This window comes from Nonomuraea sp. WAC 01424, assembly GCF_003947315.1.
Taxonomy (GTDB): Bacteria; Actinomycetota; Actinomycetes; order Streptosporangiales; family Streptosporangiaceae; genus Nonomuraea; species Nonomuraea spiralis.
This window is the reverse complement of record NZ_QHHZ01000004.1, coordinates 288,318-313,116: the sequence shown is the minus strand read 5'-3', so window position 1 is coordinate 313,116 and position 24,799 is coordinate 288,318. Positions and strand designations below refer to the sequence as shown.

27 protein-coding genes are annotated in these 24,799 nt (G+C 71.2%); 18 read left to right on the top strand and 9 right to left on the bottom strand.

Features of this window, described 5'->3' with window-relative positions; translation table 11 throughout:
* Nucleotides 1-104 precede the first annotated feature (104 nt).
* The gene (locus DMB42_RS13705) at nucleotides 105-1,511 is read left to right on the top strand and encodes a glutamate decarboxylase (RefSeq protein ID WP_125634382.1); all 1,407 of its coding nucleotides are present in this window, start codon (nucleotides 105-107) and stop codon (nucleotides 1,509-1,511) included.
* A gap of 94 nt (nucleotides 1,512-1,605) precedes the next feature.
* Here DMB42_RS13705 and DMB42_RS13700 read toward each other — a convergent pair whose 3' ends face one another.
* Both DMB42_RS13700 and DMB42_RS13695 read right to left on the bottom strand, forming a co-directional pair.
* Nucleotides 1,606-2,202: a class I SAM-dependent methyltransferase gene (locus DMB42_RS13700; RefSeq protein ID WP_125634380.1), complete on the bottom strand. Its 597-nt coding sequence runs from the start codon at nucleotides 2,200-2,202 to the stop codon at nucleotides 1,606-1,608.
* Between the two features lie 151 nt (nucleotides 2,203-2,353).
* Entirely contained in the window at nucleotides 2,354-2,899 is a 546-nt protein-coding gene (locus DMB42_RS13695; RefSeq protein ID WP_125634378.1) for a hypothetical protein, read from the bottom strand.
* 271 nt (nucleotides 2,900-3,170) lie between these two features.
* On the opposite strand from DMB42_RS13695, the gene DMB42_RS13690 reads away from it, so the two are divergent.
* Both DMB42_RS13690 and DMB42_RS13685 read left to right on the top strand, forming a co-directional pair.
* On the top strand, nucleotides 3,171-4,403 hold the full coding sequence (locus DMB42_RS13690; protein ID WP_125634376.1) for a hypothetical protein: 1,233 nt from the start codon (nucleotides 3,171-3,173) through the stop codon (nucleotides 4,401-4,403).
* Nucleotides 4,404-4,545: 142 nt separating this feature from the next.
* On the top strand, nucleotides 4,546-4,764 hold the full coding sequence (locus DMB42_RS13685; protein ID WP_125634374.1) for a hypothetical protein: 219 nt from the start codon (nucleotides 4,546-4,548) through the stop codon (nucleotides 4,762-4,764).
* A gap of 375 nt (nucleotides 4,765-5,139) precedes the next feature.
* Here the strand turns inward: DMB42_RS13685 and DMB42_RS13680 are convergent, their stop codons facing one another.
* Together DMB42_RS13680 and DMB42_RS13675 are read right to left on the bottom strand one after the other, a co-directional pair.
* Entirely contained in the window at nucleotides 5,140-5,484 is a 345-nt protein-coding gene (locus DMB42_RS13680) for a nuclear transport factor 2 family protein (RefSeq protein WP_125634372.1), read from the bottom strand.
* Nucleotides 5,481-5,915: a MarR family winged helix-turn-helix transcriptional regulator gene (locus DMB42_RS13675; protein WP_221762131.1), complete on the bottom strand. Its 435-nt coding sequence runs from the start codon at nucleotides 5,913-5,915 to the stop codon at nucleotides 5,481-5,483. Before DMB42_RS13675 ends, DMB42_RS13680 begins: the two co-directional genes overlap by 4 nt.
* 316 nt (nucleotides 5,916-6,231) lie before the next feature.
* On the opposite strand from DMB42_RS13675, the gene DMB42_RS13670 reads away from it, so the two are divergent.
* Both DMB42_RS13670 and DMB42_RS13665 read left to right on the top strand, forming a co-directional pair.
* Complete coding sequence (locus DMB42_RS13670; protein WP_185844641.1) at nucleotides 6,232-7,308, top strand: hypothetical protein; 1,077 nt, start codon at nucleotides 6,232-6,234, stop codon at nucleotides 7,306-7,308.
* 112 nt (nucleotides 7,309-7,420) lie between these two features.
* Nucleotides 7,421-7,891: a hypothetical protein gene (locus DMB42_RS13665; protein ID WP_125634367.1), complete on the top strand. Its 471-nt coding sequence runs from the start codon at nucleotides 7,421-7,423 to the stop codon at nucleotides 7,889-7,891.
* A gap of 19 nt (nucleotides 7,892-7,910) precedes the next feature.
* Here DMB42_RS13665 and DMB42_RS13660 read toward each other — a convergent pair whose 3' ends face one another.
* The gene (locus tag DMB42_RS13660) at nucleotides 7,911-8,360 is read right to left on the bottom strand and encodes a MarR family winged helix-turn-helix transcriptional regulator (protein WP_125634365.1); all 450 of its coding nucleotides are present in this window, start codon (nucleotides 8,358-8,360) and stop codon (nucleotides 7,911-7,913) included.
* A gap of 63 nt (nucleotides 8,361-8,423) precedes the next feature.
* Here DMB42_RS13660 and DMB42_RS13655 point away from each other — a divergent pair, with 63 nt between their 5' ends.
* From DMB42_RS13655 to DMB42_RS13630, 6 genes are all read left to right on the top strand, one after another.
* Nucleotides 8,424-8,792 (top strand): VOC family protein, encoded by a 369-nt coding sequence (locus tag DMB42_RS13655; RefSeq protein ID WP_125634363.1) that lies wholly within the window; start codon nucleotides 8,424-8,426, stop codon nucleotides 8,790-8,792.
* Nucleotides 8,793-8,870: 78 nt separating this feature from the next.
* Nucleotides 8,871-9,854: an AraC family transcriptional regulator gene (locus tag DMB42_RS13650; RefSeq protein WP_125634361.1), complete on the top strand. Its 984-nt coding sequence runs from the start codon at nucleotides 8,871-8,873 to the stop codon at nucleotides 9,852-9,854.
* Nucleotides 9,855-9,953: 99 nt separating this feature from the next.
* Nucleotides 9,954-11,177 carry a styrene monooxygenase/indole monooxygenase family protein gene (locus tag DMB42_RS13645; protein WP_125634359.1) on the top strand — a complete coding sequence of 408 codons (1,224 nt, stop codon included), beginning with the start codon at nucleotides 9,954-9,956 and terminating at the stop codon, nucleotides 11,175-11,177.
* Nucleotides 11,174-11,671 (top strand): flavin reductase family protein, encoded by a 498-nt coding sequence (locus tag DMB42_RS13640; protein ID WP_125634357.1) that lies wholly within the window; start codon nucleotides 11,174-11,176, stop codon nucleotides 11,669-11,671. Before DMB42_RS13645 ends, DMB42_RS13640 begins: the two co-directional genes overlap by 4 nt.
* Before the next feature lie 79 nt (nucleotides 11,672-11,750).
* Nucleotides 11,751-12,323 (top strand): hypothetical protein, encoded by a 573-nt coding sequence (locus DMB42_RS13635; protein WP_125634356.1) that lies wholly within the window; start codon nucleotides 11,751-11,753, stop codon nucleotides 12,321-12,323.
* 114 nt (nucleotides 12,324-12,437) lie between these two features.
* On the top strand, nucleotides 12,438-13,202 hold the full coding sequence (locus tag DMB42_RS13630) for an IclR family transcriptional regulator (RefSeq protein ID WP_125634355.1): 765 nt from the start codon (nucleotides 12,438-12,440) through the stop codon (nucleotides 13,200-13,202).
* A gap of 9 nt (nucleotides 13,203-13,211) precedes the next feature.
* Here DMB42_RS13630 and DMB42_RS13625 read toward each other — a convergent pair whose 3' ends face one another.
* Complete coding sequence (locus DMB42_RS13625) at nucleotides 13,212-13,973, bottom strand: IclR family transcriptional regulator (RefSeq protein ID WP_125634353.1); 762 nt, start codon at nucleotides 13,971-13,973, stop codon at nucleotides 13,212-13,214.
* Nucleotides 13,974-14,041: 68 nt separating this feature from the next.
* On the opposite strand from DMB42_RS13625, the gene DMB42_RS13620 reads away from it, so the two are divergent.
* The 3 genes from DMB42_RS13620 to dmpG are packed head-to-tail and all read left to right on the top strand — an operon-like array spanning nucleotide 14,042 to nucleotide 16,832.
* The gene (locus tag DMB42_RS13620; protein ID WP_125634351.1) at nucleotides 14,042-14,866 is read left to right on the top strand and encodes a 2-keto-4-pentenoate hydratase; all 825 of its coding nucleotides are present in this window, start codon (nucleotides 14,042-14,044) and stop codon (nucleotides 14,864-14,866) included.
* Complete coding sequence (locus DMB42_RS13615; protein WP_125634349.1) at nucleotides 14,863-15,807, top strand: acetaldehyde dehydrogenase (acetylating); 945 nt, start codon at nucleotides 14,863-14,865, stop codon at nucleotides 15,805-15,807. Before DMB42_RS13620 ends, DMB42_RS13615 begins: the two co-directional genes overlap by 4 nt.
* Nucleotides 15,807-16,832, top strand: a complete 1,026-nt coding sequence (dmpG, locus tag DMB42_RS13610; RefSeq protein WP_125634347.1) for a 4-hydroxy-2-oxovalerate aldolase — start codon at nucleotides 15,807-15,809, stop codon at nucleotides 16,830-16,832. Before DMB42_RS13615 ends, dmpG begins: the two co-directional genes overlap by 1 nt.
* On the opposite strand, the gene DMB42_RS13605 is transcribed toward dmpG, so the two are convergent.
* Nucleotides 16,795-17,337 carry a TetR/AcrR family transcriptional regulator gene (locus DMB42_RS13605; RefSeq protein ID WP_185844664.1) on the bottom strand — a complete coding sequence of 181 codons (543 nt, stop codon included), beginning with the start codon at nucleotides 17,335-17,337 and terminating at the stop codon, nucleotides 16,795-16,797. The two genes, dmpG and DMB42_RS13605, sit on opposite strands and share 38 nt — an antisense overlap.
* On the opposite strand from DMB42_RS13605, the gene DMB42_RS13600 reads away from it, so the two are divergent.
* The 4 genes from DMB42_RS13600 to DMB42_RS13585 all read left to right on the top strand — a co-directional run bounded on the left by DMB42_RS13600 (nucleotide 17,251) and on the right by DMB42_RS13585 (nucleotide 22,864).
* Entirely contained in the window at nucleotides 17,251-17,499 is a 249-nt protein-coding gene (locus tag DMB42_RS13600; RefSeq protein WP_396982273.1) for an alpha/beta fold hydrolase, read from the top strand. The two genes, DMB42_RS13605 and DMB42_RS13600, sit on opposite strands and share 87 nt — an antisense overlap.
* Before the next feature lie 58 nt (nucleotides 17,500-17,557).
* Nucleotides 17,558-21,169 carry a serine/threonine-protein kinase gene (locus DMB42_RS13595; RefSeq protein ID WP_260477689.1) on the top strand — a complete coding sequence of 1,204 codons (3,612 nt, stop codon included), beginning with the start codon at nucleotides 17,558-17,560 and terminating at the stop codon, nucleotides 21,167-21,169.
* 118 nt (nucleotides 21,170-21,287) lie between these two features.
* On the top strand, nucleotides 21,288-21,848 hold the full coding sequence (locus DMB42_RS13590) for an RNA polymerase sigma factor (protein ID WP_125634343.1): 561 nt from the start codon (nucleotides 21,288-21,290) through the stop codon (nucleotides 21,846-21,848).
* A 56-nt stretch (nucleotides 21,849-21,904) separates the two neighbouring features.
* On the top strand, nucleotides 21,905-22,864 hold the full coding sequence (locus tag DMB42_RS13585) for a hypothetical protein (RefSeq protein WP_125634341.1): 960 nt from the start codon (nucleotides 21,905-21,907) through the stop codon (nucleotides 22,862-22,864).
* A gap of 25 nt (nucleotides 22,865-22,889) precedes the next feature.
* On the opposite strand, the gene DMB42_RS13580 is transcribed toward DMB42_RS13585, so the two are convergent.
* Together DMB42_RS13580 and DMB42_RS13575 are read right to left on the bottom strand one after the other, a co-directional pair.
* Nucleotides 22,890-24,011 carry a HAMP domain-containing sensor histidine kinase gene (locus DMB42_RS13580; protein WP_125634339.1) on the bottom strand — a complete coding sequence of 374 codons (1,122 nt, stop codon included), beginning with the start codon at nucleotides 24,009-24,011 and terminating at the stop codon, nucleotides 22,890-22,892.
* Nucleotides 24,008-24,670, bottom strand: a complete 663-nt coding sequence (locus DMB42_RS13575; protein WP_125634337.1) for a response regulator transcription factor — start codon at nucleotides 24,668-24,670, stop codon at nucleotides 24,008-24,010. Before DMB42_RS13575 ends, DMB42_RS13580 begins: the two co-directional genes overlap by 4 nt.
* Nucleotides 24,671-24,799: the final 129 nt, after the last annotated feature.

Sequence of the window (24,799 nt, the reverse complement as noted above, 5' to 3'; positions counted from 1 at the left end):
CGCGGCAGCTCATCGGCTCTTGGTACGGCGATCGTTGACTCATAGTAAAAACTTGCCTACCGTCAGTGTTCGACATGACCCAAGTTCATCGAGGGGGGAAACTCATGCTCAGACGAGTCGAATCCGACCGGTGGCAGGAAGCGCTCGACGTCAATCCCCTGTACAACGGGCTGGTGCCGGAAGGCGGCGTACCTCGTTTCAAGATGCCGACCAGTCCGATGAATCCCAGCGCCGCCCAGGCGCTCATCCGCGACGAACTCCTGCTCGACGGCAACGCCCGGCTCAACCTGGCCACCTTCTGCACGACCTGGATGGAGCCGCAGGCCCGCGAGCTCATCACCGAGACCCTCGACCGCAACCTCGTCGACCACGACCAGTACCCCCGGACGGCCGACATCGAGGCGCGCTGCGTCAACATGCTCGACCATCTGTGGGGCGACCCCAACGGCGTCAGCGTCGGCTGTTCCACGGGCGGCTCCAGCGAGGCGGCCATGCTCGGCGCGCTGGCGATGAAGTTCCAGTGGCGTGAGCGGCGCAGAGCGGCGGGGCTGTCCATCGACAGGCCCAACCTCGTGATGGGCACCGCCGTCCACACCTGCTGGCCGAAGTTCTGTCAGTACTGGGACGTGGAGCCGCGCTGGATACCGATCGAGGAACCGGCCTACACCCTGTCCGCCGACCGGCTCGCCGAGTTCTGTGACGAGAACACCATCGGGGTCATCGGCGTGCTCGGCTCCACACAGTGCGGCAAGTACGATCCGATCGAGCAGATGTCGGCCGAACTCGACCGGCTGGAGGCCGAACGCGGCCTGAAGATACCGCTGCACGTGGACGCCGCCGTGGGCGGCTTCATCACCCCGTTCCTGGAGCCCGACAGGGTGTGGGACTTCCGGCTCCCCCGCGTGCAGTCGATCAACACCTCGGGACACAAGTTCGGCCTGGTCTACCCCGGCGTCGGCTGGATCGTCTGGCAGGAGCCGGACGCCCTGCCGCAGGACCTGGTGCTCTCCTGCGACCTGCTCGGCGGCAACATGGACACCTTCACGCTCAACTTCTCCCGTTCCGGCGCCCCGGTCGTCGCCCAGTACTACAACTTCCTGCGGCTCGGCTTCGACGGCTACCGGGCCGTCCAGCAGACCTGCCGGAACGTGGCGACCTACCTCGGGGAGGAGATCGCGAAGCTCCCCGAGCTCTCGATCATCGCCGACGGCTCCGAACTGCCGGTGCTCGCCGTACGGACCGCCCCCGGTTACGACGGTTTCACCGTCTTCGACCTGGCCGACCGGCTGAAGATGCACGGCTGGCAGGCCCCGACGTACTATCTGCCGCCCAACCTGGAGCACATCGCCGTCATCCGCTTCGTCATCCGCAACGGCTTCAGCCAGGACATCGCCGCCAAACTGCTGGAGAGCGTACGCACCGAGGTCGAGTACCTGCGTACCAATCCGGTTCCGCGCCCCCGCGTGGCCCCCGAGGAGCCCGGCGTGCCGACGGCGAGAAGGCCTCGATGAACGACCTCACCGCCCCGCTGTGATCGTTCCGTAGAAGATCTCCGGAGCGCCCGCGCAGCCGCACCTCCCTGGGAGCACCTGCGGCTGCGCGGTGTCATTTCCGTTCCGGGTCCACGATCGGGCGCCGGCAGACATACGTACGGGCGGGCGGCAGGTTTCGCCAGACGGTTCTGGTGGTCAGCACCTCGTCGAAGGCGGCGCCCAGCCGTCCGCGGAACCGCCTGCCGGGCCCGAGACGAGTGCCGGTCAGGTAGGCGATCGTGGTGAAGCTGCCGCCGGGCGCCAGGACACGCGAGACCGCCGCGAGGATGCGTACCTGGGCCGGCCCGGGGATGAGCGTCCACGGCAGGGCGCTCACCACGGCGTCCACCTCGCCCTCACCGATGCGCGACCCCAGGTCGGCGGCGTCCATGTGCAACACCTCCAGCCACGGGCGGGTCACCGCCAGATGGTCGACCATCGCACGGTCGGTCTCCACCGCCACGAACCGCGCCCGGGCCGGCAGCCGCGATCTGATCAGCCCGCTGATCACCCCCGTCCCCGGCCCCAGTTCCAGCACGGTCGGCGCGCCGCGCTTCGGCACCACCTCGACCAGTTGCGCGGCCAGCAGTTCCGAAGTGGGCGCGAACGCGCCGATCACCGAGGGCCTGCTGGCAGCCGCCTTCAGGAAGACGCCAAGATCAGATCGCATGTCTCGACGCTAGTGACGCGGCGGTCCGGCCGACTCCTGCCTGATGTCGATCCCCCGCCTCCGCCCATGAGCCGGGCCCCGCGGCCGACCGGTCGGCCCTGTCCTCCTCCTGGAGGACCCACCGGCCCCGGGTCACGCTGCCCTCGACGGGTCAGATGGTGAAGTGGTCGGTACGGCCGAACATGGTGGTGGTGGCGGCGCCGCAGTCGATGACCGGGTCGAACAAGGTGTTGCGGAAGACCTCCCTGCCCTGTCCGGCGCCGGAGGTGACCAGGCCGACGCTCTTCTGGCGGAACCGGACCAGGTTCCCGCTGACCTCGCGCGTGGTGATCACGCGGACGTAGTCGACGACGCTGCTCTGGCCGTCGTTCCAGGTGTAGGTGACGGTCTCGATGCTCTCCAACGGGAACGGCTCGGCGCAGGAGGCGTCCACGGTGACGGGGCCGGTGGTCGCGGTGCCCGACGACACCGAGCCGGTGCAGTTGTTGTAGCCGGCGAAGTGGGTACGGGCGCTCGGACGCGGAGTCTGAGCCGGAGCCGGAACGAATCGGTACGCTTCGACCGGGTTCGTCCGCGCCGAGTCGCTCCAGGCGCAGAACACGGTGAAGTCCGCGCGGGCGGCGGAGGCGGCGGAGGCGGCGGGTGCGGCGGAGGCGGCGGCCGGCACCGCGGCCAGCATGATGAGCGAGCCCAACACTGCTCGCAGCCGACATGACATGGGTGCTCTCCTGTCTGGCGAGGGCGGGTCACCCATACTGTCCGCCTCTCCACCCAACCCTCGAAGACGCCTCACAGTTATAGAACGATTACTCACAGTGCCGACGCGCGCCTGCCCAACCTGACCTCAGGTGCGGCCATCGCTCCTTCTGTTGAACCACGACGGAGAATCACCGCATATGGCTCAGCGAGGGGGCGGCGGTCTAGGGTACGGATCATCATCCGACACGGGGAAGAGGACGGGGACGTAAATGATGGCGAACGATCCGGAGCGGCCGACGTTGATGACGCGGATGATCGCGGCGTACAAGGGTGAGGTACGCGCGGACGAGCTGGAGGCGTACCGGCGGGCGGGGGGCCTGGTCTACACCGAGCTGGAGCATGCCGAAGAGCTCCGGTTACGCCTCGCCCAGGAAGGCGTCAACCTCTGGCACGGTCCGCAGGCGGCCTCCGGACAGCTGCTGTGCACCTGGAACGCGTTCGTGCTGCAGACCATCGGCGAACAACTGCTCGACGCCGACTACACCGCCGACCCGCGCACCGCGGGCTACGTGCCGCCGGTCACCAGCCAGCAGGTGGCCGCCTGCTTCGACCAGGTGGAAGGCTGGGTGTCGCGGGCCCGGCAGGCGGCCGGCAACACCCGCTATCTGGTCGAGACAGAGCTCCAACTGCCCGCCGACCTGCCCGAATGGGCCGAGGCGGACCCTTGCCCGCTACCTCATCTGCACGGCATGCTGGCCGCCGCCCGCGCGATCCGCCAGCACGCCGAGGTGGCGTTCGGCGTGTTCGAGCAGAGCATCGCGGACACCCACGACCACCAGCCCGACCTGCAACGTCTGCGCCAGCTCGTGGCCGAGGCCGCCACCGCCGCCGACTACGCCGAGGGGCTGCTCAAGGGCAATCCCCAGCCGAGCCTGCACGAGGCGATCGAGCAGCGGCTCCAGCGATCGTTGGAGCTCTACTATCACGTGGGCCAGCTCATCGCGATGCCCACGCACATCGCCACCTACCAGGGCACCGCCGCCAGGTCCGCCACGACGTACGAATCTCTCAACGTGAACGCCCGCGACTTCGACGCCTGGTGCCTGACCGACCCGCAACGGCGGGACTTCTGGAAGGCCGACCCCAAGGCCCGGCAGGCCATCAAGGAGATGTGGGAGTACGACCCCGACCCGGCCGCCACTCTTCGCATCCAGGCGCAGATCGACGCCGCCTTCCGCGACGGCCTCATCGTGTACGCCGTCAACGCCGCGGGCAAGTCGCTCGGCAGCTACTACTGCTGTCCGTTCCCCGCCATCTACGAGGTGCGCAGGCCGGTGGTCATCGGCGGCAAGCGGCTGCGCCCCATGCAGCAGTTCACCTACGAGGCTTCCGCCGAGGAGATGGAGAGCGGCGGGGCGTTCAAACGCGAGCTCATCGTGGCCAACTTCAAGCCGACGAACCAGATCGACTACTGCGACCCCGACGGGCTCCACGGCGACTAGGACGTTGAGGGCATGGTCGGCGTTCCCGACCGCTGCCGTCGGCGAGCGCTCGCCACGGCGGACGCCGCCCTGCTCCGACATCCACGCACCGAACGAGAAAGGAGCTTCCCGGGTGCGGACACGGCAAGGAGCTCGAACCGTCTTGTTGGATCCCGATGACCGGCTGCTCATGATTCGGGTCCAGAACGACGGCGTCATCGTCGTCCCCGGTCATCCCGCGCCGGCGTTCTTCTGGATCCTGCCCGGCGGCGGCCTTGAGCCCGGCGAGACCTTCTTCCCACCCGGCCTGCCCAAGCTGCTCAGTGACGTCCTGAACGGAAGCGGGCGCCTCCCGAGCGAACCGCTGGCCCTGAACACGTGAGGTCCTCTCCGACGCCCTCGGAAACGATCACCTCGCGTGTGGCAGGTGATCGTCGGTCGTGCCGGTTCGACGCCGGGATGTGACCTGCCGACGGCAGTTGACGGGGTCGGTGCCGTCGCACTCGGACGGTACGGCCCGAGCGTCGATTTCGCGACGGTGGTACTGCCGGGACCACGCCGGGCCCGGGCCCGGTCGCGGCCGGTCGTACCGTGGTGGCCAGTGCGTTGGCCCGTTCGCGAAGTGCGGCCGGCAGGATCCGTTCGAGCTTGGCGAGCGCCCGGATCGTCGTGTCCAAGCCGTCGGCGAGACGCCGCGTCGCCGCGAGGCGCAGGCCCGCCGCCATGGCGACGGCCTCCTCGTCGGTGGGGGCCGGTTTCAGGAGTCGCGGCGCAGGGAGGACAGGCCCCACAGTTCGGCGATCCGCCCGTCACGCACCCGGAAGATCTCCAGCATGGTCGGCGGCTGCCCGCCGGGGACGCCCCGCACGCTCGTACGGACGGCGGCCGTGTTCCCCTCGACGACCATGTCCTCGACGACGACCTGAACGTCCGGGAAGGCCTCGTGGAACCGTCGCCATGCCCGGGTGACGCTTTCGGGACCGGTGGTTCCCAGGGGATGGCTGAAGAAGTCCGTCGTGAAGATCTCCTCCATGGAGGTGTACTCACGGGCGTTGAACGCCATGTACATGCGCCGCGCGGCGGCCCGCACTGCGTCGGTCATCGTTTCTCCTGTTCGGTCACGTTCGCGCGGACGCGCCGTAGGACGTCCAGCACGACCTCTCGCTGTTGTGCGGTGGCGCCGGCGAGCAGCCGCTCCTGGTACGCCTGATGCGATCGCTCCAGGTCGGCCGCCACCCGCTCACCTTCGGGGGTCAGGGCGGCCAGGGTGTAGCGGTTGTCAGCCGGGTCGAGACGCCGCCCGACGAACCCTTCGGCCTCGAACTCCTTGACCAGCCGGGTGACGCTCGCGCCGTCGATGCCCAGCGCCTGGCGCAGGTCGCTGTGGCTGGTCTCGCCGTTACGCCGCAGCCGGATGAGCACCTGCACTCGGTGCGGGCTCATGCCCACGTGCCGGGCGAACGCCTGGCGCAGATCGGCACATACGCCGCCGAGCTCACGGAAGAACTTGTCCTCGGACGTCTCTTCATGCACCGACTCTTTATATCGTCAACTCTTGATGCCATCAAGAGTATGCCCAAGGCGTCGAGTGGGGTCTGCACTGCGTGGTGCCGCCGGCCCACCTCCCGGCTCGGCCGCCCGGCGGCCGAGGCCGAACGCGCCTGGCGGGAATCGCCGCGTACGGTCACCCCCCTCGCACTCCCGCTGTCGTACGTCTCGACCCGCCGATTCGCCTCCGCCCCCATATCGGGAGGGCCCCCGGCCGAGACCGTCAGCCGATGAGCACCCTCAACGATCGCCGTATCGGCGCTGTCGATTACTGAGGGTGGCCGACGGGTACGGAGCCGGTGTGGGATCCCCCGTTGTGCCGACCAGGCCCACCGGTCTCGGCACCTCCGCAGCCCGGCTCGACCTCCTTCAGGACGCCGGATCATCCCCGGACACCGGCTCGTCCGCGAATGCCGGTTCCCCGCCGCCCGACGACCTGTCGCGGTTCCGGCGGGAGTTCGTCCGGGCCGGGTATCCGCGGCGGATCGCCGCGCTGACCGACGGCTACCGCCCGAGCGCCGACCCCGCCCGAGTACGGGCCGAGGCCCGGTTCCTGCGAGCCGAACTCGCGGAGTTCGGGATCTCGTGCGATCTGGCCTATGTCGAGATCATGTGCACCTACCGCCAGCTGATGATCCCGGTGGACGAAGCCGACCTGGGGATCGCGCTCAGCCGCAGCATCCTGTTGCCGACGATCGTCGACGACGACTGCGACCAGGGTCCGGAGGCCGCGTTCCGGGAGCTGCGGGCCGCCGTGCTCAAGGGCGTCACCCAGCCTCGGCACACCAGGGTCGTCCTCGACTCCGCCCTGCATCCGCAGTCGGTCTACACCGAGCACATGTTCAACGAGTTCTCCCGATTCTGCTCGGCGAATTTCCTGAGCCTGTACAAGACGTTCTTTCACCAGTCGCTTTTCGGGGTCGTCCTGGAGTCGGCCTACAACGCCTGCGACGCGCGCGACGACGTCGACACCGAATACGTGCGTGTACGGTCCGGATTCGGCGAGTACTACGCCACGGCGATGAGTGTGGCCTATCCCTGTCTCAGGTTCGACGACACCGTCGCGTACTGGGGCGCCGCGCTGGGCCATTGGGGGAACTTCTTCATTGACATCAACGACGTGATGTCCTCCTACAAAGAAATCTTGGGCGGTCAGTTCACGACGAACCGCATCTACCGCAAGGCCGTCCAGAACGGGATGCCGTTGATGGACGTCTACGAGGAGACCTTCCGGCGGGCAGTGGCAAGCATGAACCACATCCACGAGCTGGGCACCCCGGAGCAGCGGCCGCACCTGTTGCACCAGTTGCAGGGCTACGTTCACTGGCACCTCACCTCTGACCGCTACCGCTGGGCCGAGCTCATCACATCAAGCTGAGCCAACCGGCCGCAGCCGCCCGACGGGGCCTCGGGGACGGCTCGCCGGCCATGCGGATCGCGGCCGGATGTGGACACTTGCCTTGATCGAGAGGCTGAATGAGCATGACGTCATGGATCTCGAAGTGCTGATCGGCGCGGCTGGTCTGGTGATCTCATACGTCGCGGCCCGGTCCAGTGCTGCCCAGCTCAAGCACATGTTGCAACAACCCGGACCGTCGACCGACACGTCACGCTCAGGCGTGAAGTCCGGAGCGAGCGGAGGGGACGGCTGTTCGGACAGCCTGCTCGGCCTGCTTCTCGTCATCCCGGTGGTCACGGCACTTCTGTCGTCAGGCCCGTTGCGGGGATCCGGTTGGGCCACATTTCTGAATTGGCTCACTCTTGTGCTGAGCGCCCCGACAGCGGTCACGTTTGTCATGAAAGCGCTCGCCAGGCTTCCCAGAGGCGAATACAGGGCCCTCTTGTGGTCCGCGTTCGGCGGCTTCATCTATGCCAACTTCTTCTCGCTGAGCTTGAAGTACCTGGGATTCACGGACCGGACCCTGTTCGACTGGCTGGTCGAAACCCTGCAGCACCGGTGAAGCGGCTCGAAGTCGGTGGTCATGCGCCGTCGCGCAACGAATGGATCATGCCCCGCAGGATCCGGAACGCGTCCGACTGCTCGGTCTCGGTCATGCCGCCCAGCATTCTGACCTCGACGGACCGGACCGCCGCGCTCGCCTTCTCCAGGCTCCGTCGGCCGCGAGGCGTGAGCCGCGCGGGAAGGGCCTTCCCGACGGGCGCCGCGGCGGGCCTGGTCACGTAGCCGTCTCGTTCCAGGGTCTGGAGCAGGACGTTCATCGACTGCCGTGTCACGAACGCGCCGCGCGCGAGCTCGGAGTTCGACAGGCCGGGCCGTTGGGCCAGCAGTTCGAGGCAGGAGTAGTGAGTCACGGTCATCCCGAGTGGCCGCAGCACCTCCTCCATGGCCGCACGCAGGGCGCTCGAAGCCTCTTTCAGCAGGTAGCCCAGCGATTTGTCCAGGTCGATGCCGGCACCGTTTTGACTCATGTCAGTATTCTGACATACATTGACCCGTGTCAGAAAACTGACACGAACAGAAGGAGCATCGTCATGCCCGTCACCGGCCCCGACTTCGTCTCGCTGCAGGCACGCGACCTCGCCGCTTCGCAGGCGTTCTACGAGCGATACCTCGGCCTCGTCCGCTCGCCGGCCGGGCCTCCGCACGCCGTCGTCTTCGAAACGAAGCCGATCGCCTTCGCGCTGCGCGACGTCCTTCCCGGCACCGATCTCGCATCCGTTGCCCAGCCCGGCATCGGTGCCGCGATCTGGCTCCACGCCACCGACGTCCAGGCCATCCATGACGCTCTCGTCGCCGACGGTCACACCATCGTCTCCGCACCGATCGACGGCCCCTTCGGCCGGACGTTCACCTTCGCCGACCCCGACGGCTACCAGATCACGCTCCATGACCGCGCCTGAGGCGAGCACCCTGGTTCCCGGCGCGTTTGTGCGTACTTTTACGTGGAACGCCGGAGCGGGGACGGCCGATCATCTGGTGTGCTCCTCAGCAACCGTGCCGTCTTCGCCAGTTCCGACCTCGACGAGGTCCGCGGTGAGGTCGCCAAGGTGTTCTGCCCGCACCGGCTGGACCTCGCCGGGGACGCGGGCCTGCTGTCGGCCCGGTTCAACTCCGTGCAGCTCGGCTCGGTCCGGGTCAGTTACCTCGACTACGGGGCCGACGTGCACATCGAACCGGGCGACCTGGACACGTTCTTCCTGGTGATGATTCCGCTCGCCGGGCGCAGCCTGATCCGGGCCGGGGACAAGGAGATCGTCTCCAGCCCGTCCCTGGCCGCGCTGCCGTCGCCGACGCGCCACCTCGACATGCGCTGGGCCGCCGGGTGCCCCCAGCTGCTGGTCAAGTTCGAGCGCTCCGCGATCGAACGATCCCTGGAACAGATGCTCGGCGAACAGCTCGACGGTCCGGTCGTCTTCGACCTGGGCATCGACCTGACGACGGGCTGGACCAGGTCCTGGCGCGACATGGCCGACCTGCTCGTCCGGGAGGCCGAACGGGACGACGGGCTGGCCGGACATCCGCTGGCCGTCGCCCACCTGGAGAACGCCCTGATCACCCTGCTGCTGACCATGCAGCCGTCCAACTACCTGGAACGGTTGACGGCGCCCAGGCCGGCCGCGCTGCCGAAGGTCGTACGACGGGCGATGGAGTTCATCGAAGGGCACGCGCACCTCCCGGTGAGCACCACCGACATCGCGGGCGCCGTCGCCGTCAGCAGCCGTTCCCTCCAGGAGGGTTTCCGCGCGCATCTCGGGATGTCCCCGATGGCCCACCTCAGGCGGGTACGGCTGGCGCGGGTGCACGACGAGCTCAGAACGGCCGACCCCGCCAGGGCCACGGTGACCACGGTGGCCGCCCGCTGGGGTTTCCTGCACCAGGGACGTTTCGCCGCGCAGTACCGCGAGAGGTACGGGCAGCCGCCGTCGGAGACGTTGCGCGGAGGGCCCGCGTCAGGCGGATGAGATCCGCGCTCAGCGGATGGCCCGGGTGGACGCGCCGCCCGTACCGTTCTTGTCAGGCGCCGATCCGATCCTCCACACGACACCCGAAGGACACCACCCATGCGCGACATCCTCATCGTCGGCGCCGGCCAGGCCGGTCTCCACCTGGCCATCGGCCTGCTCCAGCACGGCTACGACGTCACCGTGGTCTCCAATCGCACCCCCGAGTCCATCCGCGACGGCCGGGTGATGTCCGGCCAGGCCATGTTCGGCACCGCGCAGGCCCACGAACGCGAGCTCGGCCTGGACTGGTGGGCCGGCGTCTGCCCGCCCGTCGAGGGCATCGCGCTCACCGTCCCGAGCCCGGAGGGCGGCAAGGCCCTCGACTGGGCGGCGCGGCTGGACGTCCCGGCCCGCTCGGTCGACCAGCGGCTGAAGATGCCGGCGTGGCTGGGCGAGTTCGAACGGCTCGGCGGCAAGCTCGTCCTGCACGACGCCACGCCCGAGGACCTGGAGAGCTACGCGGCCCGGTACGACCTGGTCCTGGTCGCGGCGGGCAAGGGGCAGATCGCCTCGCTCTTCGAGCGGGACCCCTCGCGCTCCCCGTACGCCACCCCGCAGCGCGCGCTGGCGGTCACCTACGTCAACGGCCTCGCCCCGCGTCCCGATCATTCCGCGGTCTGCTTCAACCTGCTCCCCGGCGTGGGCGAGTACTTCGTCTTCCCCGCGCTCACGCACACCGGCCCCTGCGAGATCATGGTGTTCGAGGGCGTGCCGGACGGCCCGATGGACTGCTGGGGCGACGTGCGCGGCCCCGCCGAGCACCTGGCCCGCAGCCGCCGGATCCTGGAGACGTTCTTCCCGTGGGAGGCCGAGCGCTGCGCCGGGATCGAGCTCACCGACGCCAACGCGGTCCTGACGGGTCGCTTCGCCCCCACGGTCCGCCGTCCTGTGGCCGTCCTGCCCTCGGGCGCGCCGGTGCTCGGGGTCGCCGACGTCGTGGTGCTCAACGACCCGATCACCGGGCAGGGCAGCAACAACGCCGCCAAGTGCGCCGCCACCTACCTGCGGGCCATCGTGGAACGGGACGGGCAGCCGTTCGACGCGGACTGGATGCGGCGGACCTTCGACCGGTTCTGGACGCAGGCCCAGCACGTCACGAACTGGACCAACGCTCTGCTGGCGCCCGCCGAACCCCACCACCTGGCGCTGCTGGGGGCCGCCGGGCAGTGCCCGGAGATCGCCTCCCGGTTCGTCAACGGCTTCGACGACCCGGCCGACTACGCCGACTGGTTCATGGACGCCGGCCGGGCCGCGTCCTATCTCGGCAGGGTGACGGCGTGAGATCGCTCCGTGACGCCTTCGGGCAGTTCGCGACCGGGGTGGCGGTGGTCACGACGGTGACCGCCGCCGGGGAGCGGGCCGGGGTGACCGTCAACTCCTTCACCTCGGTCTCGCTGGATCCGCCGCTGCTGTTGTGGTGCCTGTCGAACAGGGCGCCCAGCGCGCCGCTCTTCCTGCGGGCCGGACGGTTCGCCGTCAACGTCCTCGCCGCCGACCAGGGCCATCTGTCCAGGCGTTTCGCCACGCCGGCGGCCGACAAGTTCGCCGGGGTGGAGCTGCTCGGCACGCCGCTGCCGATCCTCGCCGGGACGCTGGCCAGCTTCGTGTGCCGTACGGAACGTGTGCACGACGGCGGGGACCATCACATCGTGGTCGGGGCGGTGGAGTGTTACCAGCGGACGGGAGGCGAGCCGCTGGTCTTCCACTCCGGCCGCTACCGGGAGTTCTGGCCTGAGATGACGACCGGCGAGGGCCGCCTGCCCACGCACGTCTGACGGACCTCTCCTCTCCAGGAGCGACATCGCGATCAAGAAATACTGAACTTTCTTCACATCCGTCACCTCTAACCCCAATGTGAACAAGCTTCAGAAGCTAGCCACCCTGTCCGTACTGCCGATCGCCGCGGCGCTCGTGTCACTCCCCGCCCAGGCGGCGGCGCGACCGGGCTGTCCCGTTCCCACCAAGGCGGAGGTGAAGCGCTCGTCCGACAGCAAGATCGACAAGCCGCCGAGGGGCGCCGCCGCCCTCAAGGGAGTCCGCGCCGGCCACGTCCCGAAGGGCTTCACGTACGGACAGGTCGTCGTCAACAAGCACGACGGCATCACCGAGTACGGCTACCAGTGGATGGACGACCGCGACGACGTGGACCGCCGGCACCGGTCGCTGTGGATCAGGGTGGTGTGCTGGCCGAAGGCCAGCACACTGGCACAACTCAAGAACGCGCCGTTCGACATCGGGACGTTCTCCGGGGACACCAAGACCGTGAAGATCGGCGGCCGTCAGGTGCTCACCCAGGAGGGCGACGGCGCGCTCGGCCACGGGCGGTACGCGGGCTGGGTCGAGCGCAAGGGCGTCGTCGTCACCGTGATGGCCAGCCAGCCTCTCGTGCCCGAGCTCGCGAAGATCATCAAGGGCATCACGCTCTGAGCCGGCCGCCGTCGGCTCAGGTCCTCGCGGGCAGCCGGTGACGGCGGGGGCCGGGCCGACGGAGTTGGAAAAGGGCATTCTGTAAGACGGAAAAGGTGTGTCAGGATCGGCTGCATGGCGAAGCCCATGAAGACCCCGCCGGCCTACGCGCCGAACAGCGTCGACCATGCCCTCCGGCTGGCGCAGATCCTCCAGCTCGACGGGGTGATCACGGTCTCGGCCGCGGCCGAGCGCCTCGGGGTCGCCCGTTCGACGGCCCACCGGTTGCTGACCGCGCTGGTGTACCGCGACTTCGCGGTGCAGAACGAGGACCGCAGCTACCGGGTGGGCCCCGTTCTGGCCCTCGCCGAACGTGCCCAGTCCGACGTCGGCGCGCTGCGCGCGGCGGCGCTCGGGGCGATGCGGGCGCTGGTGGACCGGATCGACGAGACGGTGAACCTCAGCATCCGCACCGGCCGGAGCGTGCGTTTCATCGCCTCGGTCGAGTGCGGGCAGGCCCTGCGGGTGGGCAGCCGCGAGGGCATGGTCTTCCCGGCCCACCAGGCCACCGGCGGCCTGGTGGCGCTGGCGGCGCTCTCGGACGAGGAGCTGGAGGTCCTCTACGCCGCCGACGGCCGCGGCGACCCGGCCGAGGAACTGCCGGATCTGGCACGGCTGCGCCGCGACCTCCGGTCCGTACGGCAGAGCGGGATCGCGCTCAACCTGGAGCGCACCGAGCGGGGCGTGGTCGCGGTGGGATGTCCGGTGAAGGGGCGCAGCGGGTCGACGGACGCGGCGCTGTCGATCTCGATGCCCAGCGTGCGCTACTCCCCCAAGCAGATCAAACCGCTCGTCGCCGCGCTCACGGCCGCGGCCGACGCGATCAGCCGCGCCCTCTGAGCGGCCGGTTCACCGCAGGAGGTCGCGCCTGGTGAGCGTGCTGGCGAGGGCGGCCGCCGCCGCGCGCACCGCGGTCGCGTGGCCCTCGGGCCGGAACCTGCCGGTGGGGCCGGCCACGCTGATCGCGGCGAGCGGCTCGTCGCCGCGGCCCAGCACCGGCGCGGCGACGCACACGAGCCCGACGGCCGACTCCTCGGCCTCGAACGCGACGCCGGTCTCCGCGACGCGCCGCAACTGGCCGCGCAGGATGTGCGGCGCGACGACGGTGTGCGGCGTACGGCGTTCGAGGGAGCCGGTCAGCACCTCGCGCCGCAGGTCGGCGCCCGCGTACGCGAGCAGCGCCTTGCCGATCGCGGTGCAGTGGAGCGGCATCCGCCCGCCGGTGCGCGAGGGCGCCCTTGCCTGGCGGTGGCCGCCGATCTTGGCGACGTAGACGACGTCGTGTCCCTCCCGCACCCCAAGGTGGACGGTCTCGTGGGTGCGTTCGTAGAGGTCCTGGAGGAACGGCATCGCCAGCTCCAGCAGGCTGCGTTCCACCGAGGCGAGCATTCCGAGCTCGAACAGGCCGCCACTGAGCCGGTAGCCGCCGTCGGCGCGGTCGAGCAGGCGGTTGGCGACCAGATCGCCGGACAGCCGGTGAACGGTCGCCTTGTGCAGGCCGGTACGCCGCACCAGCTCGGCGAGGCTGACGACCCGGTCGTCGGGCCGGAAGGCACGCAGGATCGTCACCGCCTTGCCCAGCACGGTGTCGAGATCGGCTGTCTCCGTCACCCCTCCAGCGTATCGCTGAACGAGACGATGTGCTGGTTGGTGCGCCATCCTGCCTGCACAGTGGGGGTATGAACGAAACCATCGGATCGGCCGCCGCGGGCCCGTCCGACATAGCCGCCGCGGTCGAACGGCTTGCCGGCGCGGCCGCGTCCGGCGTGCCGTGCGCCCCCGTACGGGACCTGATCGGCCGGGACCACCTGGCCGCCGCGTACGCCGTCCAGGCCGCGCTCACCGGGTCCCGCCTCGCCGCCGGAGCCCGGATCGCCGGCCGCAAGATCGGCCTGACCTCGGAGGCCGTGCAGCGGCAGCTCGGCGTCGACCAGCCGGACCTCGGCGTGCTGTTCGACGACATGGCCTACGCCGACGGGGACACGATCCCGATCGGGCGGATCCTCCAGCCGCGGGCGGAGGCGGAGATCGCGTTCGTGCTCGGCGCCGACCTCGCCGACGGCCCGCTGGACGCCCCGCAGATCCGGGACGCGATCGCGTACGGCGTCGCCGCGCTGGAGATCTGCGGCAGCCGGATCGCCGGCTGGGACATCAGCTTCGGCGACACGGTCGCCGACAACGCCTCTTCTGGCGCGTACGTGCTCGGGACGGAACGCCGCACGCTCGGCGAGTTCGAGCCGGTGGACGTCGTGATGTCGATGAGCGTGGACGGCGAGGAGGTCTCCGCGGGGACCGGCGCGGCCTGTCTGGGCGACCCGATCGAGGCGGTCGTGTGGCTGGCCCGCATGGCCCGCGACCTCGGCGAGCCGCTGCGCGCGGGGCAGGTCGTCCTGTCCGGCGCGCTCGGCCCGATGCGGCCGGTCGCCGCCGGGGACACCGTCACCGACCTCGTGTCCGGCCTCGGCACGGTGACGGTCCGCTTCACCGAAGGAGCAGCAGAATGAGCAGGACGAAGGTCGCGATCATCGGGTCGGGCAACATCGGCACCGACCTGATGATCAAGGTGATGCGCGGGGCGCGCCACCTGGAGATGGGGGCCATGGTCGGCATCGACCCGGAGTCGGACGGCCTGGCCCGCGCCGCCCGGTTCGGCGTCCGTACGACGCACGAGGGTGTGGACGGGCTGATCGCGCTGCCGGACTTCGGCGAGATCGGGATCGTCTTCGACGCGACCTCGGCCAAGGCGCACGAGATGAACGCCGCGAAGCTGCTGCCGTTCGGGAAGCGGCTGATCGACCTGACCCCGGCCGCGATCGGGCCCTACGTCGTCCCCGCCGTGAACCTGGACGAGCATCTCGACGCGCCCGACGTGAACATGGTCACCTGCGGCGGGCAGGCCACGATCCCGATCGTCGCCGCCGTCGGCCGGGTGGTGCCCGTCGAGTACGCCGAGATCGTCGCCTCGATCGCGTCCAAGTCGGCCGGTCCGGGCACCCGGGCCAACATCGACGAGTTCACCGAGACCACCTCGGCCGCCATCGAGCAGATCGGCGGGGCCCGCCGCGGCAAGGCGATCATCATCCTCAACCCCGCCGACCCGCCGCTGATCATGCGGGACACGGTCCTGTGCCTGGTCGCGGCGCCGGACCCGGCCGCGCACGAGGAGATCCGCCGGTCGGTCGAGAAGATGGTCGCCGACGTGGCCGCGTACGTCCCCGGCTACCGGCTCAAGCAGCAGGTGCAGATCACCGAGATCCCCGCCGACCAGCCGGTCGGGACGCTGCTGGCCGCCGGCGCCGCCCGGCCCACCCACCAGGTGTCGGTCTTCCTCGAGGTCGAGGGCGCCGCGCACTACCTCCCGGCCTACGCCGGCAATCTCGACATCATGACCTCCGCCGCCCTGCGGGTCGCGGAGCGCATCGCGGCACGGAAGGCGGGCCTTTGATGGGTACTCCGATCTTCGTCCAGGACGTCACGCTGCGCGACGGCATGCACGCCGTACGCCATCGGATGACTCCGGAGGACGTCAAGCGCATCGTCACGGCGCTCGACCGGGCGGCCGACGGCGCGATCGAGGTCGCGCACGGCGACGGCCTGGCCGGAGGGTCGCTCAACTACGGTCCCGGGTCGCACACGGACTGGGAGTGGATCGAGGCGGCGGCGTCGGTGCTGGTGAACGCCCGCCTCACCACGCTGCTGCTGCCGGGCGTCGGCACCGTCGACGAGCTGAAGCGCGCCCACGACCTCGGCGTGCGTTCCGTCCGGGTCGCCACGCACTGCACCGAGGCCGACATCTCCGCGCAGCACATCGCCGCCGCGCGGGAGATCGGCATGGACGTGTCCGGGTTCCTGATGCTCTCCCACATGGCCCCGCCGGAGGAGCTGGCCCGGCAGGCCAAGCTCATGGAGTCGTACGGCGCCCACTGCGTCTACGTCACCGACTCCGGCGGCCGGCTCACGATGAACGACGTGGCCGCGCGGGTGCGCGCGTACCGCGACGTCCTCGACGCCGGGACCGAGATCGGCATCCACGCCCACGAGAACCTGTCGCTGTCGGTGGCCAACTCCGTCGTCGCGGTCGAGAACGGCGTCTACCGGGTCGACGCGTCGCTGGCCGGTCACGGCGCGGGCGCGGGCAACTGCCCGCTGGAGGCGTTCATCGCGGTCGCCGACCACTCGGACTTCGAGCACCGCTGCGACCTGTTCCAGCTCCAGGACGCCGCCGACGACATCGTCCGGCCGTTGCAGGACCGTCCGGTGCGGGTGGACCGGGAGACCCTGACCCTGGGGTACGCCGGGGTCTACTCGTCGTTCCTGCGGCACGCGGAGAGCGCCGCCGCGCGGTACGGCGTGGACGTGCGCGACATCCTGATGGAGTGCGGCCGCCGCCGGCTGGTCGGCGGGCAGGAGGACATGATCGTCGACATCGCCCTCACGCTCGTCGCCGAGCGGGAGAAGCAGCCCGCCTGACCGTCTCGCCCGGCTCGCCGGCGCCCCGGCGGGCGGCGATCAGCGCCTCGCCGATCGCCACCATGGCGTCGGCGAGCTGCTCCATGAACTCCGAGATCGGCTTGCCGTCGCCGGACTGGAGCGAGACGAAGGCGCCGTCGAATCCGGCCATGCCGAAGTGGGCGAGGGCGTCGGCGACCGCGTTCGCGGCGTCCTCGCCGACGAACGACGAGCGGATCATGTGCCGCATGTGGTCGCGCCCCTCGCCGCGGACCTCGCTCACGGTCAGCGTCGCCTCCGGGGCCTCGGCGGCCTCGTTGCTCATCACCAGCACCAGCAGCAGGCGCAGGAACTCCTCCCGGTGCACGAAGACCTCGCCGGTCTTCCGCAGGTACCAGCCCAGCCGCTCGCGGGGGGTGCCGCCCGCCGGCGGGTCGCGGTGGGCCTGCCGAAGGGCGCCCCGCTGCCGAAGTGGGTCAGGCCGGAGCTGCTGCCGGGGATCCAGGTGCCGACGCTGCTCATCCACGGCCGCGACGACCGCGTGGTGTCGTTCGAGACCTCGCTGTACCTGCTGGCCGACATCCCGCACATCCGGCTGGTGCTGCTCAACCGGTGCGGGCACTGGGCGATGATCGAGCACGCCGACGAGTTCAACCGGCTGGTCGCCGACTTCATCGCGAACAACTGAATCCCGGCGGGCGGTGCGCAACTTTCCCGGGAAAGTGTGCATCCAACCCGCCGTGGACATGTTGATCGAGGGCGATCCGCAGCGCCTCGGAGGTTACTGGCTCGCCGGGCGGCTCGGCGCGGGCGGGCAGGGCGTGGTCTACGAGGCCTACGCCGAGGACGGCCGGCGGGTGGCCGTCAAGGTCCTGCACGGCGACCAGGCGCGCCAGCTCGCCAGGGAGGTGACCGCGGCGCGGCGGGTGGCCGCGTTCTGCACCGCCCCCGTCGTCGCCGCCGTGCTGGACGGGCCCCGGCCGTACATCGTCAGCGAGTACGTCGAGGGCCCGAGCCTGCGCAAGGCCGTCTCCGAGGGCCGTCGGTTCGGCGGCGCCGACCTGCACCGGCTCGCCACCGCGGTGGCGACCGCGTTGACCGCGATCCACGACGCCGGGGTGGTCCACCGCGACCTGAAGCCCGACAACGTGCTGCTCGGCCCGGACGGCCCGCGCGTCATCGACTTCGGGATCGCGCGGACGGCGGAGATGTCGCTGACCGAGACCGGGCTGGTCACCGGCACGCCGACGTACATGGCGCCGGAGGTGTTCACCGGGCAGCGGGCCGGGATGCCCGCCGACGTCTTCGCCTGGGGCGGCATCATGTTGTACGCCGCGACCGGCGCCGACCCGTTCGAGGCCGAGAGCCTGGGCGGCGTCATGCACCGCGTGTTGTCGGCCAACCCCGACCTCGGCGTGCTGCCCGGCTCGATGCGCCCGCTGGTGGGCGTCGCGCTGGACAAGGACCCGGCACGGCGGCCCACCGCCAGGCAGCTCCTGCTGGCCCTGGTCAGCGCCGAGAGCGGGCTCGACACCGCCCATCTGCTGGCCCAGGGCAGCGGGCAGGCGGCCGGTATGACGGGGACCGCCGACGACCCGGGGCTCGGCACGCTGGCCGAGCAGGCGTACGGGATGCTCACCCGCGACGAGCGCGAGCTGGCCGCCGAGGTCTTCCTGCGGCTGGTGACCATCGGCGAGCGCGACGAGCTGACCGTACGCCGCGCCGCACTCTCGGAGCTGACCAAGGGCAGGCCGGCGCGGGAGTCGGCGGCCGTGGCCCGGATCATGGACGTCTTCGGCTACCTGCTCGGCCGCGACGGCGAGGAGGTGTGGTTGTCGCGGCCCGCCCTGCCGCACGCCTGGCCGCGCTACCGCCGCTGGATCGAGGCGAACAAGGACGGCCTGGCCGCCCACCGGGAGATCCTGACCGCCGCCAGGCGCTGGCACCAGACCGGGCGCAGGGACGGCGACCTGTTCCAGGGCCAGAGCCTGGACAACGCGCTGCGGTGGGCGGCCACCGAGCGCCGGAACATCACCCTGTCCCCCCTCGAACGGGACTTCCTGGACTCGGGCGCCCGGCTCGCCAGGGGCAAGGCCAGGCGCAACCGGCTGGTCACGCTCAGCCTGGCCGGGCTGCTGGTGATCTCGCTGGTCGCAGGAGGGCTGGCCGTCCAGCAGAGTGTGCTGGCCGACGAGCGGGCCGACGCGGTGGCGGCGCTGCGTGACCGGGCCGAGGGGGCACGGCTGGCGCAGGTCGCGGACACGTTACGGTACACCGACCCGCGGACGGCGATGCAGCTCAGCGTGGCCGCGTGGCGGCTGGCCGGGTCGGCGCAGGCGCGCGCGGCGCTGACGAGCGCGCTCGCGCAGCGCGAGGTGGCCGTGTTCAGGGATCCGGCGGGGGCCGCCGACACCGTACGCGCGCTGAGCCGCGACGGCCGGATCCTGGCCAGCGTGGGCGGCGACGCGATCAGGTTGTGGGACCTGCGTACCGGCAGGCGGGCGGGCGGCGTCGCGAAGCTCGGTCTCAAGGGCGAGTCGCCGGTGGCCGCCGCCCTGTCGCCCAGCGGCCGGGACCTGCTGCTCACCACGTCCAGGCGGCTCGTGGTGTGGCGGCCGGGCGCCGGCCGGGTCGTACGGTCCCTGCCGATGGCCCGCGACGTGCAGCTCTACGGCCGGTACGGCACCGTCGACCGCTACGTGATGACCACCTACACCGACGACGACGGCCACCGGCACGACCATGTCTGGGACCTCGAACGCGGCACCCGCAAGGCGATCGCCGCCTACGACGGCGCCATGACGGCGGCCGGCGACGCGATCTACGTGCGCGGCGGCGGCGCGCACGGCCGGGTGGAGCGGCGCGGCCTGCCGGGCCTGCGTCTGGAGCAGGCCCAGCAGCCCGCCGCCGCCTGCGACTGCCGGGCTCCCCTGGCCGTCACGCCCGGCGGCGGCGACCTGATCGAGGAGACCAGGGACGACCTGACCGCGACGCCGGTGAAGGGCGGCCGTTCGCGGGACCTCACCCTGCAGACGGGCGTCACGCCGTGGAACCGCGGCGAGCTCACCGTCAGCCCGGACGGCCGGCTGTTCGCCTCGGTGACCGAGTCGCAGATCCAGGTGTGGCGGGCCTTCGACGAGCATCTCACCACGATCACCCTGCCCACGGGGGCCGACAACGGCTCGCAGGCCCCGCAGGTGGGGTTCGACGGGAGCGGGATGCGGTACCTGAGCGAGGACCGCGTGCTCACCGTGGACCTGGCCGACCTGCCGGTCAAGGCGGCGGACGCGACGCCGTGGGGGCAACCCGAGCTGAGCCCGGACGCCCGCCACCTGCTCGCCGTGGGCGAGGACGGCACCGTCTACACCGGCGACCGGCCTGCGAACAAGGCGGACAAGGCGGGCGCAGCGAACAAGGCGGGCACGGCGGGCGGTGGGGGCGGGATGCGGCCTGTGGTCAAGGTGGCCGGGGGCTCCGGGGCCGCTACGCCCGCCGCGTTCAGTCCTGACAGCCGTCTGGCCGCCGTGGGCGCCCCCGGCGGGATCGTCGTCATCGACGTCGCCACCCGCCGCCCGCTGGCGCAGTGGCGTCCGGACCTCGCGGGCCGGCCGCAGGCGACCGACCTGCTGGCCTTCGCCCCCGGCGGCACCCGCCTGGCCGCCGTGCAGTACCCCGCCGACGGCTACGCCGACGACCGGAGGCTGGCCGTGTGGGACTGGAAGACCCGCCGCGCCCTGTGGTCGGTACGGTTCGCCAACGTCAGCGGCGTCAGGTTCGCCCCCGACGGCCGGACCCTCGCGGTCGCCGGCGCGAAGTCGGCCGACACTCCCGGCCACGACCTGCGGCTGCTCGACGCGACGACGGGCAGGCAGCTCGGCGCGCCGTTCGGCATGCGCGGCCAGGACTCCACCGTCATCGACTTCGCGTTCTCCCATGGCGGCTCCTCGGTGGCGGTCGTGGACGGGCGCGGCCGGGTGACCACGTTCGACCTGGCCACTCGCCGCCGTACCGGCCAGGTGGGCCAGGGTGGCGAACTCGTCGGCGAGGCCACCATGTCGCCGCGCGAGAACGTGATCGCGGTCAGCACGAAGTCCGGCCGGGTCCAGCTCCTCGACCTGGCGACCGGCGCACCCCTCGGCCTCCTGCGCGACGGCGACGTGGGCGGCGTCGGCGCGCTGGCGTTCTCCGCCGACGGGACGGCGGTGACGACCGTCGACCTGGCCGGCCTGCCGCATGAGCGCCCGGTGGAGCCCGCGAAGATGGCCGCCGCGATCTGCGCGCGGTCGGGCGCGCCGCTGACGCCGGCCGAATGGCGGGCGTACGTGACCGAGGCCTCCTACCGGAAGGTCTGTCCGTGACCGTTCCCTGACGGACGGTCATTGCCGCAAACAGTCGGAAATGATGGGCCGGGTGCGTACATAGGCAGGGGTGTCCGAGTAATTGATTCGATGAGGAGACCCACCATGGGAACCGCCCGTGGATGACGAGCGGCGGGCCAGGTTCGAGGCCGCCTACAACCGCGCCTACGGCCAGATCACGGCCTACGCGGCGCGCCGCTGCGACTCCCCGCAGGACGCCGCCGACGTGGTGGCGGAGACGTTCACCGTCGCCTGGCGCCGGGTGGACGAGCTGCCGGAGGGCGAGGAGGCCACGCTCTGGTTGTACGGCGTGGCGCGCAAGGTCCTGGCCAACCATTTCCGGGGCGACAACCGCCGCCGGGTGCGCACGGCCGAACTCGACGCCGAACTGGCCGACCTGTACGGCCACTCCCCCGACACCCAGGTCGAGCTGGACGCGATCGGCCGCGCGTTCAGGGGCCTGCCCGACGACGACCGGGAGTTGTTGTCCCTGGTCGCGTGGGAGGGGCTGGAGCGCGAGGAGATCGCCAGGGCGCTGGGGTTGTCCCGCAACGCCGTACGCATCCGGCTGCACCGGGCCCGCAAGCGCCTGTCGCGCGCGCTGGCCGGGGCGGGCGTGGACATCACCGCGCAGAGCCGGCTGGTCCCGGCCGAACGACCGCTGCGAGGAGCCCTGTGAGCGACACCCCCAAGAACACCCCGAAGAACGCCACTGAAAGTCCGGTGAGGAGTCCGGTGAGGAACGTAGACGAGATCGAGGCGATCAGGCCGCTGGCCCGGGTCGCCCCCGGGGAGCACGGAGGCGAGCCGTCCGGCGCGGGGGCGCGGGCGCTGCTGGCCTCGATCACCGCCGAGGAGCCTGGCACCGCGCGGGACCGGGGCATGGCGTCCGGGGGCCGGCGGTTCCGGCCGAGGCGGGTGCTGATCGGCCTGGCCGCCTCGGCCGCGCTCGCCGCGGGCGTGGTGGTGGCCCCGATCGTGCTGAAGGACGGCGTGCCCAGCTCGTACGCCGTCATCCTGGACGACGGGATGGTGACGATCCAGATCCGCGACTTCGACGACGCCGCCGGGCTGGAGAGGCGGCTGAAGGAGCTGGGGGTCCCCGCGCGGGTGGACCACGTGGCCAAGGGCATGATGTGCCGGGAGCCGCGCGGCACGCAGGTGGTGGACAACATCCCCCGCGGCCTCTACAGCCTGCCGGAGAACATCCCCGGCGAGTCCGAGGGCTGGCAGATGCGCATCAACAGCAAGCTGTTCGGCCCGGATCAGACGTTCGTCTGGACCATCAGCGGCAAGGGCGGCATGACCAGCACGATCCTGTACGAGGGGCCGGTGGCGCCCTGCGAGCCGGTGCCCGCGCCCACGCCGAGGCAGATCAAGCCGGAGTTCCGCGTCGCGACCGACAAGGGCCGCTCGCTGGAGGGGCTGCGGGTGGACGAGAAGACCGTCGGCGAGGTGCTGCCCGAGCTGAAGCGGCGCGGCAAGCAGGTGATCTTCGCCATCATCTCCGTCCCGCCCGGCAACCCCGGAGGGTACGGCATCGACCGTACGCAGAAGGAGCCCGTCGGTGACGGCTGGGTCGTCTGGGAGGCGGAGGAGAACGCCAAGGGGGTGATCCGGCTGCTGGTGACCGAGGACCGGCTGGACAAGAACCCCGTCTACGGCGGCCCCCGGGACGCGGTCATCAAGGACTGACCCTTCCCGGGTCCCCCCGCGGTGATCAAGGAGTTGGCGATCGGCGGGCGGCGTGTTCGGCGAACCGTACGGTGACGGACAGGCCGCCTTCCGGGGGTGCGACGGTGGTGAGGGCGGCGTGGTGGGCCTGCGCGACGGCGTTGACGATCGCGAGGCCGAGACCGTAGCCACCGCCCAGGCCGTGGCGATCGGGCGCCAGTTTCTGGAAGGGCTGGAACAGGCGCCCGATCTGGTCGCCGGGGACGACGGGCCCGCTGTTGGCGACCGTGAGGACCGCGTGCGTGCCGGTGCCCCGGGTGGTGACCCGTACGTGCCCGTCCGCGTGGTTGTGGCGGATGGCGTTGTCGACGAGGTTGGCGACGAGGCTCTCGACCAGTCCAGGGTCGCCCGCGACGACCGCGGGCGACAGGTCCGCGGCGAGCTCGACGCCTGCCTCCTCGGCCTGGTCGCGGCGCGTGGCCAGCACGTCTCCGGCGACGTGGGCGAGGTCGAGGCGGTCGCGGCGGGTGAGGCCGCGCTCGCTGGTGGCCAGGGCGAGCAGGGCTTCGACGAGCCGTTCCTGGTGTCCGCCGAGAGCCAGGGCCTCCTGGCAGGCCGAGCGCAGCGTGACGGCGTCCGCGCCGGGGTCGGCGAGGGCGACCTCGAGCAGGGTACGCAGGCCGGCCAGCGGGGTGCGCAGCTCGTGGGAGACGTTGGCGACGAAGTGGCGCTGGGCGTCGAAGGAGGCTTGCAGGCGGGCGAACAGGTCGTCGAGGGTGTGGCCGAGCTCGGTCAGCTCGTCCGCAGGCCCGCCGAGGTCGAGGCGGCGGTGGAGGTCGCCGGTGGAGATGACCTTGGCGGTGGCGGTGATGGCGCGCATCGGGCGCAGGAACCGGCCGGCGACGTGCCAGCCGAGGGCCAGCGCGACGGGCACCAGCACGACCAGCGCGACCGCCGATCCCAGGAGAAGCTGGGGCACCCCGACGCCGGGCCCGTTCTCGCTGACCGCGCCCGGCGAGGGGCCGCCCACGGGCGCGGAGACCCGTACGGAGGCCAGCGGGACGTCGACGAGGACCAGCACGAACACCCCGGCGGCGTAGACGGCCGCCGCGTACGCCAGCGCGAGCCGCTTCCGCAGGGACCTGCCGGACGACGGCCGGGCGGTCATGACGCTCCGAGGCGGTAGCCGCCTTCGCGGACGGTCTCGATCACGGGCGGATCGCCGAGCTTGGCCCGCAACCGGTGCACGGTGTGCTTGACGGCGCTGCTGAACGGGTCGGCGGCCTCGTCCCAGACACGTTCGAGCAGCTCCTCGGCGGAGACGACCACGCCGGGCATCGCGAGCAGGCATTCGAGCAGGGCGAACTCCCGGGGGCTCAGCTCAAGGCGCCGGCCGGCCCGGAACGCGGCCCGGCGGGCCGGATCGAGCGTGAGGTCCGCGTACGAAAAGGTGGGCGGCAGCGGCGGGGTGGCGCGGCGGGCCAGGGCACGGACGCGGGCGACGAGTTCGGCGAACGCGAAGGGCTTGGGCAGGTAGTCGTCGGCGCCGAGGCTGAGCCCGTCGACGCGGTCCTCGATCGTGCCGGAGGCGGTGAGCATCAGCACGCGGGTCTCGTGGCGGCCGTGCGCGAGCCGCCGGCAGATCTCGTCCCCGTGGACGCCGGGCAGGTCGCGGTCGAGGATCACCACGTCGTAGCGGGTGACGGCCAGGCGTTCGAGGGCGGTGGTGCCGTCCAGGACGACGTCGACGGCCATGCCCTCGCGGCGCAGGCCGGTGCCGACCGAGCGGGCGAGGATCTCGAAGTCCTCGACGACGAGGACTCTCACCGCCGCCCACCGCCGGTGGTCGTACGGGCGGGGCGGGCGGCCGGGCCGCCGGGTCGAGGAGCCATTGCTCAACGATGGCAGACTCCCGGTTCCAGCCGGGTCGCAGTCGCCGCCACCCGGGCGGAACCG